The sequence below is a fragment of the Aeromicrobium sp. HA genome (assembly GCF_027171405.1).
Taxonomy (GTDB): domain Bacteria; phylum Actinomycetota; class Actinomycetes; order Propionibacteriales; family Nocardioidaceae; genus Aeromicrobium; species Aeromicrobium tamlense.
The window spans coordinates 2037185-2050997 of sequence record NZ_CP114372.1 but is presented as its reverse complement, the minus strand read 5'-3'; the positions used below and the strand labels follow the sequence as shown (position 1 = coordinate 2050997).

Annotated in this window: 16 protein-coding genes; 13 read left to right on the top strand and 3 right to left on the bottom strand. The window is 73.0% G+C overall.

The annotated features are described in order from the left end of the window. Window positions 1-4: 4 nt before the first annotated feature. From hisF to O3S82_RS10070, 8 genes are all read left to right on the top strand, one after another. On the top strand, window positions 5-766 hold the full coding sequence (gene hisF / locus O3S82_RS10105; protein WP_269302582.1) for an imidazole glycerol phosphate synthase subunit HisF: 762 nt from the start codon (window positions 5-7) through the stop codon (window positions 764-766). Next, the gene (locus O3S82_RS10100) at window positions 763-2574 is read left to right on the top strand and encodes an ABC transporter ATP-binding protein (protein ID WP_269302581.1); all 1812 of its coding nucleotides are present in this window, start codon (window positions 763-765) and stop codon (window positions 2572-2574) included. Before hisF ends, O3S82_RS10100 begins: the two co-directional genes overlap by 4 nt. Next, window positions 2567-4336 (top strand): ABC transporter ATP-binding protein, encoded by a 1770-nt coding sequence (locus tag O3S82_RS10095; protein ID WP_269302578.1) that lies wholly within the window; start codon window positions 2567-2569, stop codon window positions 4334-4336. The genes O3S82_RS10100 and O3S82_RS10095 overlap by 8 nt, the downstream gene beginning before the upstream one ends. A 28-nt stretch (window positions 4337-4364) precedes the next feature. Continuing rightward, window positions 4365-4712: a phosphoribosyl-AMP cyclohydrolase gene (gene hisI / locus O3S82_RS10090; protein WP_179424135.1), complete on the top strand. Its 348-nt coding sequence runs from the start codon at window positions 4365-4367 to the stop codon at window positions 4710-4712. Continuing rightward, on the top strand, window positions 4709-5260 hold the full coding sequence (locus O3S82_RS10085) for a Trp biosynthesis-associated membrane protein (protein WP_269302575.1): 552 nt from the start codon (window positions 4709-4711) through the stop codon (window positions 5258-5260). Before hisI ends, O3S82_RS10085 begins: the two co-directional genes overlap by 4 nt. Window positions 5261-5314: 54 nt before the next feature. Next, a complete protein-coding gene (locus O3S82_RS10080; protein ID WP_179424137.1) occupies window positions 5315-5515 on the top strand; it encodes an HGxxPAAW family protein in 201 nt (66 codons plus the stop codon). 98 nt (window positions 5516-5613) lie between these two features. After that, on the top strand, window positions 5614-5940 hold the full coding sequence (locus O3S82_RS10075; RefSeq protein WP_218845740.1) for a DUF2752 domain-containing protein: 327 nt from the start codon (window positions 5614-5616) through the stop codon (window positions 5938-5940). 122 nt (window positions 5941-6062) lie between these two features. Next, window positions 6063-7370: an MFS transporter gene (locus tag O3S82_RS10070; protein WP_269302572.1), complete on the top strand. Its 1308-nt coding sequence runs from the start codon at window positions 6063-6065 to the stop codon at window positions 7368-7370. Here O3S82_RS10070 and O3S82_RS10065 read toward each other — a convergent pair. Continuing rightward, on the bottom strand, window positions 7363-7710 hold the full coding sequence (locus O3S82_RS10065; RefSeq protein WP_269302570.1) for a hypothetical protein: 348 nt from the start codon (window positions 7708-7710) through the stop codon (window positions 7363-7365). The two genes, O3S82_RS10070 and O3S82_RS10065, sit on opposite strands and share 8 nt — an antisense overlap. A 58-nt stretch (window positions 7711-7768) precedes the next feature. Further along, window positions 7769-8653, bottom strand: coding sequence for a hypothetical protein (locus O3S82_RS10060; RefSeq protein WP_179424139.1), 885 nt, complete (start codon window positions 8651-8653; stop codon window positions 7769-7771). 152 nt (window positions 8654-8805) lie between these two features. Between O3S82_RS10060 and trpC the strand changes: the two genes are divergently transcribed. The 4 genes from trpC to lgt are packed head-to-tail and all read left to right on the top strand — an operon-like array spanning window position 8806 to window position 12552. After that, window positions 8806-9621, top strand: coding sequence for an indole-3-glycerol phosphate synthase TrpC (trpC, locus tag O3S82_RS10055; RefSeq protein WP_179424140.1), 816 nt, complete (start codon window positions 8806-8808; stop codon window positions 9619-9621). Between the two features lie 39 nt (window positions 9622-9660). Next, a complete protein-coding gene (gene trpB, locus O3S82_RS10050) occupies window positions 9661-10908 on the top strand; it encodes a tryptophan synthase subunit beta (protein WP_179424141.1) in 1248 nt (415 codons plus the stop codon). Beyond that, window positions 10905-11711, top strand: a complete 807-nt coding sequence (trpA, locus tag O3S82_RS10045; protein WP_179424142.1) for a tryptophan synthase subunit alpha — start codon at window positions 10905-10907, stop codon at window positions 11709-11711. The genes trpB and trpA overlap by 4 nt, the downstream gene beginning before the upstream one ends. A 1-nt stretch (window position 11712) precedes the next feature. Next, window positions 11713-12552, top strand: coding sequence for a prolipoprotein diacylglyceryl transferase (lgt, locus tag O3S82_RS10040; RefSeq protein ID WP_179424143.1), 840 nt, complete (start codon window positions 11713-11715; stop codon window positions 12550-12552). Window positions 12553-12583: 31 nt separating this feature from the next. Here lgt and O3S82_RS10035 read toward each other — a convergent pair whose 3' ends face one another. Then, window positions 12584-12805, bottom strand: a complete 222-nt coding sequence (locus tag O3S82_RS10035; RefSeq protein ID WP_179424144.1) for an Rv0909 family putative TA system antitoxin — start codon at window positions 12803-12805, stop codon at window positions 12584-12586. Window positions 12806-12898: 93 nt separating this feature from the next. On the opposite strand from O3S82_RS10035, the gene miaA reads away from it, so the two are divergent. After that, window positions 12899-13807, top strand: coding sequence for a tRNA (adenosine(37)-N6)-dimethylallyltransferase MiaA (gene miaA / locus O3S82_RS10030; RefSeq protein WP_269302565.1), 909 nt, complete (start codon window positions 12899-12901; stop codon window positions 13805-13807). Window positions 13808-13813 lie beyond the last annotated feature (6 nt).

Sequence of the window (13813 nt, the reverse complement as noted above, 5' to 3'; positions counted from 1 at the left end):
GGCCGTGAGCCTAGCCGTCCGTGTGATCCCCTGTTTGGACGTGGACGGCGGTCGCGTCGTCAAGGGCGTCAACTTCGTCGACCTGCGCGACGCGGGCGACCCGGTCGAGATGGCGCGCGTGTACGACGCCGAGGGCGCCGACGAGCTGACGTTCCTCGACATCACCGCCTCCAGCGGCGACCGCTCCACCACCTACGACATCGTCGGCCAGACCGCCGAGCAGGTCTTCATCCCGCTCACCGTCGGCGGGGGAGTGCGCACCGTCGACGACGTCGACCGGCTGCTGCGCGCGGGCGCCGACAAGGTCGGCATCAACACCGCCGCGATCGCCCGACCCGACGTGATCGGCGAGATCGCGCACCGCTTCGGGAATCAGGTGCTCGTGCTGAGCGTTGACGCTCGACGTGCAGATGATCAGCCCAGCGGGTTCGAGGTGACCACCCACGGCGGCCGGCGCTCCGCCGGCATCGACGCGATCGAGTGGGTGCGCCGCGGCTCCGAGCTCGGCGCGGGCGAGATCCTGCTCAACTCGATGGACGCCGACGGCACGCAGGCCGGGTTCGACCTCGAGATGATCCGTGCCGCCCGCGGCGTCACGGACGTCCCCCTCATCGCCAGCGGCGGCGCCGGTCGCCTCGAGCACTTCGCGCCCGCGGTCGACGCGGGCGCCGACGCCGTGCTCGCCGCCAGTGTCTTCCACTTCGGCACGCTGACGATCCCCGCGGTGAAGGAGACGCTGCGAGCCGCCGGACACGTGGTCCGGTGAGCGCCCCGGCTCTCGACACCCTCAGCGGCGGCGGCACCGACCGGCTGACCCGGCGCGGCTTCCGCGTCATGGGGCGCGGCATCGCGCGCCAGAAGGTCATGTTCACGTGGGCCGCGCTGGCCTCGCTGCTGTTCGGCGTCATGACCGTCGCCGACGCGTGGGTGCTGGGCTGGGCCACCGACCACGTCATCACACCATCGGTCGAGGCCGGCGCGATCGACTGGTCCACGCTGTGGACCGGCGTCGGGCTGTTCATCCTCGCGGCGCTGCTGCGCACCGTGGGCGTCGTCGGCCGTCGCCTGCTCGGCGGCGTCGTCTTCTACCGGCTCGTGCGCGACGACCGCCTGCGCGTCACCCGCCGCTACCTCCAGCTGCCGCTGCGCTGGCACCACCGCCACCCGGCCGGCCAGCTGCTCAGCAACGCCAACGCCGACGTCGAGGCCACGTGGTCGGTGTTCATGCCGCTGCCGATGGCCCTCGGCACGATCGCGATGCTCGTCGCGGCCATCGTCACGATGGTGCTGGCCGACCCGGTCCTCACGATCGTCGGCCTCGTCGTGATCCCGCTGCTGTTCGCCGCGAACGCGGTCTACCAGCGCTGGCAGGGGCCGCGGATCGCGCTGGCCCAGAGCCTGCGCGGCGACGTCTCCACCGTCGCCCACGAGTCCTTCGACGGCGCCCTCGTGGTGAAGTCGCTCGGTCGCGAGGCCGACGAGACCGCCCGCTTCCGCGCCGCCAGCGAGCGGCTGCGCGACGCCGCGATCGGCATCGGCCGCGTGCGCGCGATCTTCGACCCCGTGATCGAGGCGCTGCCCAACCTCGCCGTGCTCGCGGTCCTGGCGATCGGCGCCTGGCGGGTCGGCTCCGACGCCGCCGACGCGGGCGACGTCGTGCAGGTCGCCTACCTGTTCACCGTGATCGGCATGCAGATCCGCTCGTTCGGCTGGGTGCTCGGCGAGCTGCCCCGCGCCGTCGTCGGCTGGGACCGCGTCTCGCGCGTCATCAACGAGGACGACGCGATGGACTACGGCACCCAGGACGTCCCGGGCGCCGGTCCGGTCGACCTCACCGTCGACGGCCTCGACTACAGCCACCCCGACGAGCCCGACACGGCGGTTCTGCGCGACATCGCGTTCGAGGTCCCGGCGGGGAAGGTCACCGCGGTCGTCGGCGCCACCGGCAGCGGCAAGAGCACCCTGACCTCGCTCGTCACCCGCCTCGTCGACCCCGACCGGGGCGCCGTGCGCGTGGGCGGCACCGATGCCCGCGACCTCTCGCAGCAGGCGCTCACGCGCGCCGTGGCCCTCGTGCCCCAGTCCACGTTCCTGTTCGACGACACCGTGCGCGCCAACGTCGCGCTCGACCTCGACGTCCCCGACGAGCGGGTCTGGGAGGTGCTGCGCATCGTGCAGGCCGACCGCTTCGTCAGTGCCCTGCCCGACGGCCTCGACACCCAGCTGGGGGAGCGCGGCACGTCGCTCTCGGGCGGCCAGCGCCAGCGCCTGGCACTGGCCCGCGCGCTCGTGCGCGACCCGCGTGTGCTCGTGATGGACGACGCCACCAGCGCGCTCGACCCCGAGGTCGAGCAGCGCATCCTGCGCGCCCTGGCCGACCGGGCCGGCTCGCCCACCACGGTGGTCGTCGCCTACCGCAAGGCCACGATCGCCCTCGCCGACGAGGTCGTCTTCCTCGCCGACGGACGCGTGGCCGACCGCGGCACCGACGCCGAGCTGCGCGCGCGGTCCGCGGCCTACCGCAACCTCGTCGACGCGTACGACCAGGCCCGGGAGGAGGTCGACCATGAGTGACCCGAAGCGCGAGGGCGGCATCTCCGTCCTGGTGCGCGGCATGCGCCGCAACCCCGAGATCACCGAGGGCATCTGGGTGACCCTGCTGCTGGCGCTGATCAGCACCGCCGGCGGCTCGCTCGTGCCGATCGTGGTGCGCGCCGCGCTCGACGACGGCTTCGCGGCCGGCGACGTCGACACCGGCCTCGTCACCCGCTACGTCGCGATCGCCGCGGTCCTCATGGTGGGCATCGCGATCGCCGGCTACTGGTCCAAGGTGCGGATCTTCACGGCGAGCGAGCGGGGACTGGCCAACCTGCGCGTCGCGGCCTTCCGCCACGTGCACGACCTGTCGATGCTCACCCAGAACACGCAGCGCCGCGGCTCGCTCGTCTCGCGGGTCACGTCCGACGTCGACCAGATCAGCCAGTTCCTGCAGTTCACCGGGATCATGATGATCATCAGCGTCGGGCAGATGATCGTCGCCACGATCGTCATGGCGTTCCTGTCCTGGCAGCTCACGCTCGTCGTCCTCATCAGCTTCGTGCCGCTCGCGCTGAGCCTGCGGTGGCTGGCCGGCGCGATGTCGCGCGCCTACGACCGCGTGCGGGCCAGCGTGGGCGAGATGCTCGCCGTCATCGCCGAGCCGGTCGTCGGCGCCTCCGTCGTGCGCTCGTACGGCATCGAGGACCGCACGCAGCAGCGCGTCGACGTCGCCGTCCGCGCCAACTACCGCAACAACATCCGCGCGCAGACGATCACCGCGGGCGCGTTCTCGGCCGCGATCCTGGTCGGCGGCATCGCGAACGCCGCGGTGCTGGCGATCGGCGTGTGGCTGGGCGTCCTGGGCGACCTGTCCGTCGGCACGATCGTCGCGTTCGTGTTCCTCGTCGGCCTGTTCACCGGCCCGGCGCAGATGGCCACGCAGGTGATCTCCGAGGCGCAGAACGCGATCTCGTCGTGGCGCCGCGTGCTCGACCTGCTCGACACCCCGGCCGACGTCGTCGATCCCGGCGCCGAGGCCGAGCCGCTGCCCGCCGGCGACCTCGAGGCCCGCTTCGAGAAGGTCTCGTTCGCCTACCCCGAGGGACCCACGGTGCTGGCAGGCGTCGATGTGACCATCGAGGCGCGCCAGCGCGTCGCGGTCGTCGGCGAGACCGGCTCGGGCAAGACCACGTTCGCGAAGCTGCTCACCCGACTGATGGATCCCGTCGAGGGACGGGTCGTGCTGGGCGGGGTCGACATCTCGCGCGTGGCCTTCGAGGACCTGCGTCGTCACGTGCTGATGGTGCCGCAGGAGGGCTTCCTGTTCGACGCCACGCTCGGCGAGAACCTGCGCTACGGGGCGCGCGAGGCCACCGACGCCGACCTCGTCTCCGCCGTCGAGCGGCTGGGCCTGGCCGACTGGTTCGCGGCGCTGCCGCGCGGCCTGGAGACCCGCGTCGGCCAGCGCGGCGAGTCGCTCTCGGCGGGAGAGCGCCAGCTCGTCGCGCTCGTGCGGTCTGCGCTGGCCGATCCGGCGCTGCTCGTCCTCGACGAGGCGACGAGCGCGGTCGACCCGCAGACCGAGCTGCGCGCCACCCGCGCCCTCGACCGCCTGCTCGAGGGCCGCACCAGCGTCACGATCGCGCACCGGCTCTCCACCGCCGAGAACGCCGACCGGGTCCTCGTCTTCGACCAGGGGCGGCTCGTCGAGGACGGCCACCACCGCGACCTCGTCTCCGCCGGCGGCGTCTACGCCCGCCTGCACGCCTCGTGGGTCGCGCAGGCCACCCTCGCCTGATGCCGGCCGCCGGGCGCGGCCTGAGAGAATGAGGGACGTGAGCTCTCTCGATGCGGCGATCGCCGGCCGGCTGAAGCGCGACGACTCGGGCCTGGTCCCCGCGGTGGTGCAGGACGCGACGTCCCGCGCCGTCCTCATGGTCGGCTGGATGGACGACGAGGCGCTGCACCGCACGCTGACCACCGGCCGCTCCACGTTCTGGAGCCGCAGCCGCGGCGAGTACTGGGTCAAGGGCGAGACGTCGGGCCACACCCAGCACGTGCGCGAGGTCCGCCTCGACTGCGACGGCGACACGCTGCTCGTCGTCGTCGACCAGGTCGGTCCGGCGTGCCACACCGGCGCCACGACGTGCTTCGACGAGGACCTGCTGACGTGAGGCGCAACCTTCTCGGCCCGTCCGTCCTGCTGCTGCTGGCGCTGGGCGGCGGCACGCTGCTCGCCGTCCGCGCGGCGTGGGCCACGGCCACCGCGCAGGCCGCGGGACTGCCCGAGATCGAGCTGAGCGTCTCGGGCGCCGACGCGGTGCCCGGCGCCGTCGGCCTCGCCGTGCTCGTGATGGCGGCCGGCCTCGGCGTGCTCGCGTCCGGCCCGCGGCTGCGCCGCGCGATCGGCACGCTCGTCGCGCTGGCCGGTGTCGTCGGCGTCGTGTTGACGGCCCGGGCCGGCGACGCGATCGCCACCGCCCAGCGCCGCGCGATCGACGAGGCGGCCGCCTCGGGCATCGACGTGCAGTGGAGCACCACCGCCGCGCAGCCCCTCGCGGTCGCCGGGTTCGCGCTCGTGGTCGTGGTCGGCGCCGCGGTCGCGTGGCTGGGTCCGCGGTGGGCCACGATGGGCCGCAAGTACGACGCCCCGGCCGCGCGCGAGCCCGACGCGAGCGACCTCTGGAAGGCGATGGACGACGGCGTCGATCCCACCGCCTGACGACCGAGTAGGCTGTCGTCCGAACCACCCCGAGCACCTCTAGGAGCACACCCCATGTCGCACGGATCGTCGCCGGCCGCCTGGACCGCCGTCCTCGTCAGCCTCGCCGGCTTCCTCGTCGGCGGGATCGGCCTGATCCCCGAGCCGAACTGGGTCATCTTCACGATCGGCGTCGTGCTCGCGGTGGGCGCCCTGCCGCTCGGCAAGGTGATGTCGCTCGCCGGCTACGGCACCAGCCGGGTGAAGGAGCACTGACCAGCCCGGTCATCCTGACGACCGCCTCGCGCGGTCACCTGCTGCGCGGCCCGCTGATCGCGGGTGCCGCCGGCGCCGCCGCGCTCGCGCTGCTGCACGTGCGCGACCCCCACGTCCAGGGCTCCTACGGGTTCTGTCCGTTCCTGGTGCTCACCGGGGAGCCGTGTCCCGGCTGCGGGGGCCTGCGCGCGGTCAACCTGCTGACCCGCGGCGACCTCGTCGCCGCCGTGTCGAGCAACCTGTTCGCCGTCAGCTTGGTGGCGATCGCCGTGGTGGCGTGGGCGGTGTGGCTCGTGCGCCGCGCGCGGGGGATCCCGGCGCGCTATCTCACCTGGTCGGCCCGCACCGTCACCGTGCTGGGAGTCGCCGCTGCCGTCTTCGGTCTCGCCCGCCTCACCCCGTGGGGCGCCTGGCTCGCTCCCTGACGTGAGCCAGATGTGTAGCGCTGGCCACCGAAAGTCCCTCGGATCCACCGAATTCCGGGGGATACTGCTACAGATCTCGCGTCCCGGAGGGGCGTGACGATCCGCGAGTCCGAAGGAGTGCCGTGACCGACAGGGGGACGCCCGCCGCCGCGGGGGCCGAGGTCGCCGGGTCGGGGCGCGGTCGCGCGCCGCGGGTGCACCGCGCGTGGCTGGTCGCCGGGGTCACGTTCCTCGTCCTGCTCGCCTCGGCCGCGTTCCGGTCGAGCCTGGGCGTCCTGCTGGTCCCGATCGAGGAGGACCTGGGCTGGAGCCGCACCGACACCTCGATCGCGGTCTCGATCAACCTCATCGTCTACGGCGTCGCCGCCCCGTTCGCGGCGGCGCTGCTCGAGCGCATCGGCGTCCGCCGCACCGCCGTCGTGGCGCTCCTGCTCATCTGCCTCGGCTGCCTGGCGTCCACCGTCATGACCGCTCCGTGGCAGCTGTCCGTCCTGTGGGGCGGCGTGATCGGCGTCGCCACCGGCTCGGTCGCCCTCGTCTTCGGCGCCATCGTCGTCAACCGCTGGTTCGTCGCGCGCCGTGGGCTCGTGCTGGGCATCCTGGGCGCCGCGTGGGCCACCGGTCAGCTGATCTTCCTGCCGCTGCTCGCCGCCACGGTCGACGCCTTCGGCTGGCGCGCCGCCGCCTACGTCATCGCCGGCTGCTGCGCCGTGCTGCTGCCGGTCGTCGCCCTCGTGCTGCGCGACCGCCCGTCCGATGTCGGGCTGGAGCCCTACGGCGGCGTCGACGACGAGGTGGTCGTGGCCGCGCCGCCCACCGCGACGGCCGCCGTGGTCCATGCCGTCACCGTGCTGCGCGAGGTCTTCGCCACCCGCGCGTTCCTGTTGCTGGCCGGCACGTTCTTCGTCTGCGGCTGGACCACCAACGGCATCATCAGCAGCCACTTCGTGCCGGCCGCGCACGACCACGGGATGGCCGCGACCACCGCGGCAGGCCTGCTCGCGGTCGTGGGCGTCTTCGACATCGTCGGCACGATCGGCTCCGGCTGGCTCACCGACCGCTACGACCCGCGCGTCCTGCTGGCCGCCTACTACGGACTCCGGGGCCTGGCGCTGCTCGCCGTGCCGGCGCTGCTGGGACCGTCGGTGGAGCCGCCGCTGCTCGTCGTGATCGCGCTCTTCGGACTCGACTGGGTCGCCACCGTGCCGCCGACCGTGGTGCTGTGCCGCTCGGCCTTCGGCGCCGAGCGCGGCGGCATCGTCTTCGGCTGGGTGTTCGCCGCCCACATGATCGGCGCGGGCGTCGCCGCGGCGGCCAGCGGCGCGATGCGCGCGGCGTCGGGCGACTACACGTCCGCGTGGATCCTGGCCGGCGCGCTCGCGGTGGCGGCGGCGGTGGGGGCGCTGCTGCTGCCCCGCCGGGTCAGCTGAGTGTGGCCAGGTCGATGAAAGCGCTGCCCATCGAGACGAGGGTGCCCAGCACGCCCAGCACGATGGCGGCGACACCCACCCAGAAGGCGGCCGTGACCATCGACGTGTCGGCGTAGGGCCCGCCCCACTGCTGCAGCCGGCTGCGCTCGGCGCGAGCCAGCACGACGGCCACGATGCCGCCAGCGACGCCGAGGATCCCGCAGCAGCTGCCGGCCGGGATGCTCACGATGGCGACGACCAGCGCCCACACGCCCTGGTTGCCACTGTCGCCAGGGACCGGCTGTCCGTAGACGTAGCCGTACGGGGGCTGGCCGCCCGGCGGCGGGGGATGGCTCGACACCGGTCGAGCATAGGACGGCGCGACCCGGCTGCTCGCCGGGCCGCGCCGTGGGGGTCGATCAGGCGGCGACGGGCTGGTCCTGGAACTTCTTGTAGGCGTAGGCCGAGGCGATCGCCACGACGGGATAGGCGAGGAACAGCAGCAGGCCGCACGGGCAGGCGCCGATGAGGATGACCACGAAGGACAGGAGCGCCAAGAGGATCGAATTCCCGAGGTTGGCCCGGACGAGATCGATGCTCGCCTTGAGCGAGTCGACGGGGGAGAGCCCACGATCCACCAGGAACGTCATCGCGAAGTAGGTCAGGAAGGTCAGCACGAAGCCGACCAGCGACAGGATCGCGCCGAGGAACCCCGGAAGGAGGCTGCCGAGGTTGCCGATCAGCGCCAGGATCACCGACAGGACGATGACCGGCGCGAGATCGATCCGGCCCAGCGCGTTGCCGAGGTCGAATGCCCTTCCCTCGGTGGCGTCGAGCGCACCGCGGACGGCGACCGCATTGAGGATGGACAGGGCCACCGTCAGCGCGAATCCCATGAGGAAGAAGACGAGGAGACCGCCGAAGGAGGATTCGTCACCCGCCAGCGCGACGCCCACGGAGGAGAAGAAGATCGCGATGAAGAAGATGGCCATGAGGGCCAGGGCGATCAGGCCCAGGACCAGCCAGGGCCCGAGGTTCGCGGTGAGCTTGCGCCAGCCGTAGCCGATCGCGTCCGGGGCGCTGAACGGCTCGACGAACCCGGAGCCGCCACCGGGCGGCGGCGGGTAGCCGCCGTAGCCACCACCGCCGGGCGGCGGCGGGTAGGCGCTGCCGCCGTAGCCGGGCGCGTCGCCGGGCGGGGGCGGGTAGGCCGGCCCGTCGGACGGCGGCTGCGGGGGCGGCGGGGGCACGGGACCGTCCGGGCGCTCGGGGTCGGGGCCGAGGGGCGGTTCGTTCGTCGACATGCGCCGAGCATAGGGAGGATCGAGGAGGCCGTATACCGCTTCCGCCCCGTGTTGTCGTCCCGAAACGGAGGGCGCGTGCCACTTCCGGGCGTCCCGGGGCTACGCTGGAGGCCAGTTCGGAGCCGAGTCCCGACAGGGGAAGGGAGAGTGCGATGACCGTGCTCGACGACATCCTCGCGGGGGTGGCCGAGGACCGGGCCGAGCGCCAGGCCCGGGTGAGCCTGGACGATCTCAAGCGCCAGGCCGACAAGCAGCCGCCCGCGCTCGACCCGATGCCCGCCTTCCGGTCCGACGGCGTCTCGGTGATCGCCGAGGTGAAGCGGTCCAGCCCCAGCAAGGGCGCGCTCGCCGACATCAAGGACCCCGCCGCCCTGGCCGGCGACTACGCCGCCGGTGGCGCCTCGGCCATCAGCGTCCTGACCGAGCAGCGCCGCTTCGGCGGCTCGCTCGACGACCTGCGCGCCGTCCGCGCCGACGTCCACGTGCCGGTGCTGCGCAAGGACTTCATCACCACCTCGTACGAGCTGTGGGAGGCCCGGGCCGCGGGGGCCGACATGGCGCTGCTCATCGTCGCCGCGCTCGACCAGAACGCGCTCGAGTCGCTCATCGATCGCGCGCGCTCGATCGGCCTGACGCCGCTCGTGGAGGTCCACGACGAGGAGGAGGTGCGCCGCGCCGTCGCGGCCGACGCCGACCTCATCGGTGTGAACGCCCGCAACCTCAAGACGCTCGAGGTCGACCGCCAGACGTTCGAGCGCCTCGCGCCGCAGATCCCCGACTCGATCGTCAAGGTCGCCGAGTCCGGCGTCCGTGGACCCCACGACGTCATCGAGTACGCGCGCTTCGGCGCCAACGTCGTGCTCGTGGGCGAGACGCTCGTCAAGGGCGACGACCCGCGCGCCACCGTCGCCGACCTGGTCGCCGCGGGGCTTCATCCGGCCCTGCAGCATCGATGGCAGCCCAGCTGACTCCTCCAGCTCCCTGCCGACCCCTCACCCAGGACGACCATGACTGACATCTCCGGCCGATCGCCGTCGCGATCGGCGCTTCCCGACGGGCCCGGGCACTTCGGCCGCTTCGGCGGCCGCTTCATGCCCGAGGCCCTCATCGCCCCGCTCGACGAGATCACCCGCGAGTGGGAGGCCGCGCAGGCCGATCCCGCGTTCCGGAACGAGCTCGACCGGATGCTGCGCGAGTACGCCAACGTGCCGAGCCCGCTGTACGAGGCGCACCGCTTCAGCCGCGCCGTCGGCGCGCGGATCCTGCTCAAGCGCGAGGACCTCAACCACACCGGCGCGCACAAGATCCGCAACGTCATCGGCCAGGCGCTGCTGGCCAAGCGCATCGGCAAGCCGCGCTGCATCGCCGAGACGGGCGCGGGCCAGCACGGCGTCGCCTCGGCCACCGCGTGCGCCTACCTCGATCTCGAGTGCACCGTCTACATGGGCCAGGTCGACACCGAGCGCCAGGCGCTCAACGTCGCGCGCATGCAGATGCTGGGCGCCGAGGTCATCCCGGTCACCACCGGAAGCGCCACGCTCAAGGACGCGATCAACGAGGCGCTGCGCGACTGGGTCACCACGGTCGACACCACGCACTACCTGTTCGGCACCGCGGCCGGCCCGCACCCGTTCCCCACGATGGTGCGCGAGCTCACCCGCGGCATCGGCGACGAGGCCCGGGCCCAGGTGCTCGAGCTCGACGGCCGGCTGCCCGACGCCGCGGTGGCGTGCGTCGGCGGCGGCTCCAACGCGATCGGCCTGTTCACCGCCTTCGTGCCCGACGAGGGCGTGCGCCTCGTGGGCGTCGAGGCCGGGGGCGACGGCTTCGAGACCGGCCGCCATGCCGCCACGATCACGGCGGGCGAGGTCGGCGTGCTGCACGGCGCGCGCTCCTTCCTGCTGCAGGACGAGGACGGCCAGACCATCGAGTCGCACTCGATCAGCGCCGGCCTGGACTACCCGGGCGTCGGCCCCGAGCACGCCTACCTCGCCGACACAGGTCGTGCCGAGTACCGCCCGGCCACCGACGCGCAGGCCATGGCCGCGTTCGACCTGCTGTGCAAGACCGAGGGCATCATCCCGGCGATCGAGTCGGCCCACGCGCTGGCCGGCGCGGTGACCCTGGCCGAGGAGCTGGGGCCCGACGCCACGATCCTGGTCAACCTCTCGGGGCGCGGCGACAAGGACGTGCACACGGCGGCGACGTACTTCGGCCTGCTGGACGAGAACGACCGGGCGGAGACCGACCGATGAGCGTCACGAGCCCGATCGACGAGCTGTTCGAGCGCACGCGCGCCGAGAACCGCGCCGCGCTGGTGGGCTACCTGCCGGCCGGGTTCCCCACGGTCGACGGCTCCATCCGCGCGATCGAGGCGATGGTCGAGGCCGGCGTCGACCTGGTCGAGGTCGGCCTGCCCTACAGCGACCCCGTGATGGACGGTCCCACGATCCAGGCCGCCGCCGAGGCCGCGCTGGTGAACGGCACCCGCGTCGACGACGTGTTCCGCGTCGTGGAGGCGGCCTCCGCCGCCGGGGCCGTGACGGTCGTCATGACCTACTGGAACCCGGTCGAGCGCCGCGGCGTCGACCGGTTCGCGGCCGACCTGGCCGCCGCCGGGGGAGCGGGCCTCATCACGCCCGACCTGATCCCCGACGAGGCCACCGAGTGGGACCGCGCCTCGCGCGCCCACGGCCTCGACCGCATCTTCCTCGTCTCGCCGTCCTCGTCCGACGAGCGGCTCGCGATGACGGCCGACGCGGCCAGCGGCTTCATCTACGCCACGGCCGTCATGGGCGTGACGGGTCAGCGCGAGCAGACCAGCAGCCTCGCTCCCGAGCTCGTGGGACGGCTGCGCAAGGTCACCGACAAGCCCGTGGGCGTCGGCCTCGGCGTCAGCAACGGCGCCCAGGCCCACGAGATCGCCGCGTTCTCCGACGCGGTCATCGTGGGCTCGGCGCTCGTGCGCTGCCTGCTCGACCAGCCCGACGAGGCGTCCGGCCTCGCCGCCATCCGCGAGCTCGCGGCCGACCTGCGCGCCGGCGTCGAACGGGACTGACATGACGATCGCCACCTTCATCCCGTCGCCGGAGCAGGCAGTCTGGCACCTCGGGCCGCTGCCGCTGCGCGCCTACGCCCTGTGCATCATCGCGGGCGTCGTCGCCGCGATCTGGATCGGCGAGAAGCGCTTCGTGGCCGCGGGCGGCCGCCCGGGCGCGATCGGCGACATCGCGATCTGGGCCGTGCCCTTCGGCATCATCGGCGGGCGGATCTACCACGTCCTCACCGATCCCGAGCTCTACTTCGGCGACGGCCGCGACCCCATCGACGCGCTGAAGATCTGGGAGGGCGGCCTGGGCATCTGGGGCGCCATCGCGTTCGGCGGTGTCGGCGCGTGGATCGCCTGCAAGCGGTACGACATCGACTTCCTGAAGATGGCCGACGCGCTGGCGCCCGGCCTGCTCGTCGCGCAGGCGATCGGACGTCTGGGCAACTACTTCAACCAGGAGCTCTTCGGACGCCCCACCACGGTGCCGTGGGCCCTGGAGATCTCCGAGCGTCACCGGCCCGACGGCTACGAGCAGTTCGCCACCTTCCACCCGACGTTCCTCTACGAGGCGCTGTGGAACCTCGCGGCGGCCGCGCTGCTGGTGTGGCTGGGCAAGCGGTTCGCGCTGACCCACGGCAGGGTGTTCGCGCTCTACGTGATGCTCTACACGCTGGGTCGCGGCTGGATCGAGGCCCTGCGCATCGACACCGTGAACCACCTCGGCCCGTTCCGGCTGAACATCTGGACCTCGATCGTGGTCTTCTGCCTCGCCCTCGCGTACTTCGTGTGGGCGGGCCGCCACTACCGCGAGCGCGCTGAGCGTGACGTCTCCGGGGCTGACACGCCGTAATCGGCCCGCCCACGTCACTCCCAGCGCTGCGTCAGGCCTTCGGCTCGTCGTCGAGGCGCTCGGCGGCCTCCTTGAGCTTCGCCGCGGCGTCGTCGATCTTCTCGGTGAACTTGCCATCGGTGGCGCGGTCGGCGAGGTCGGCCACCTTGTCGATCGCGGCGTCGACCTCCTCGTCGCGCTGCGCGACCTCCTCCTTGACCCGGGCCACCATCTGCTCCGCGTCCTTGCCCTTGAACTTGTCCAGGAAGCCCACGGGGTTCCCCTCTCGTGTGTTGCGGTCCCGCCGGTCGGGTCCCGGTCGTCACGGTACTGCGGTCGGGCGCGGGCGGCCTGAAAGACTGGCCCCATGAGCGCGCCCCGTCCCGTCGTCGCCGTGGTGGGCCCGACGGCCTCGGGCAAGACGCGGCTCTCGGTCGACCTCGCGCGCGCCGTGCACGGCGAGGTCGTGAACACCGACTCCGTGCAGCTCTACCGCGGGATGGACGTGGGCAGCGCCAAGGCGACTCCGGACGAGCGCGGGGGAGTCCCGCACCACCTCCTCGACGTGCTCGACCCCGTCCAGGAGGCCAGCGTCGCCGCGTTCCAGCGCGAGGCGCGGGCCGCGATCGAGCAGATCCGCGCTCGCGACGCCGTCCCGATCCTCGTCGGCGGGTCCTCGCTGTACGTGCGGGCCGTCCTGGACCCGCTGGACTTCCCCGGCACCGATCCCGCCGTGCGTCGCCGCTGGACCGAGCGCCTCGACGAGGTCGGCCCCGAAGCGCTGCACGAGGAGCTGGCGCGGCGCGACCCGGCCGCGGCCGAGGCGATCCTGCCCACGAACGGGCGCCGCATCGTGCGCGCCCTGGAGGTCGGCGAGCTCACCGGGGAGCCCTTCGCGGCCACGATGCCCGCGTACGCGTCGATCTACCCCGAGGTCGTGATGATCGGCCTCGACGTGCCGCGCGACGTGCTGGACGCGCGCATCGACGCCCGGGTCGAGCAGATGTGGGCCGATGGCCTCGTCGACGAGGTGCGAGGACTGCCCGGACTCGCCGGCTCGCCCACCGCGTCGCGGGCGCTGGGCTACCAGCAGGTGCTCGCGATGCTCGCGGGCGACCTCACCGAGGAGGAGGCGAAGGAGGAGACGAAGTCCGGCACCCGTCGCTTCGCCCGCCGCCAGGACCGGATGATGCGCAAGGACCCCCGGATCCACTGGCTGCCCTTCGACGATCCCGACCTGCTCGCGCGTGCTGTGGCACTCGCCGGAGCCCCGTAGGCTGAG

What these genes read in the sequence shown, in the direction of transcription:
- trpC (WP_179424140.1), top strand. Translation starts at nt 8,806, where the DNA reads ATGACCGTGCTCGACGACATCCTCGCGGGGGTGGCCGAGGACCGGGCC.
- hisI (WP_179424135.1), top strand. Translation starts at nt 4,365, where the DNA reads ATGAGGGACGTGAGCTCTCTCGATGCGGCGATCGCCGGCCGGCTGAAG.
- lgt (WP_179424143.1), top strand. Translation starts at nt 11,713, where the DNA reads ATGACGATCGCCACCTTCATCCCGTCGCCGGAGCAGGCAGTCTGGCAC.
- miaA (WP_269302565.1), top strand. Translation starts at nt 12,899, where the DNA reads ATGAGCGCGCCCCGTCCCGTCGTCGCCGTGGTGGGCCCGACGGCCTCG.
- trpB (WP_179424141.1), top strand. Translation starts at nt 9,661, where the DNA reads ATGACTGACATCTCCGGCCGATCGCCGTCGCGATCGGCGCTTCCCGAC.
- O3S82_RS10060 (WP_179424139.1), bottom strand. Translation starts at nt 8,653, where the DNA reads ATGTCGACGAACGAACCGCCCCTCGGCCCCGACCCCGAGCGCCCGGAC.
- trpA (WP_179424142.1), top strand. Translation starts at nt 10,905, where the DNA reads ATGAGCGTCACGAGCCCGATCGACGAGCTGTTCGAGCGCACGCGCGCC.
- O3S82_RS10095 (WP_269302578.1), top strand. Translation starts at nt 2,567, where the DNA reads ATGAGTGACCCGAAGCGCGAGGGCGGCATCTCCGTCCTGGTGCGCGGC.
- O3S82_RS10080 (WP_179424137.1), top strand. Translation starts at nt 5,315, where the DNA reads ATGTCGCACGGATCGTCGCCGGCCGCCTGGACCGCCGTCCTCGTCAGC.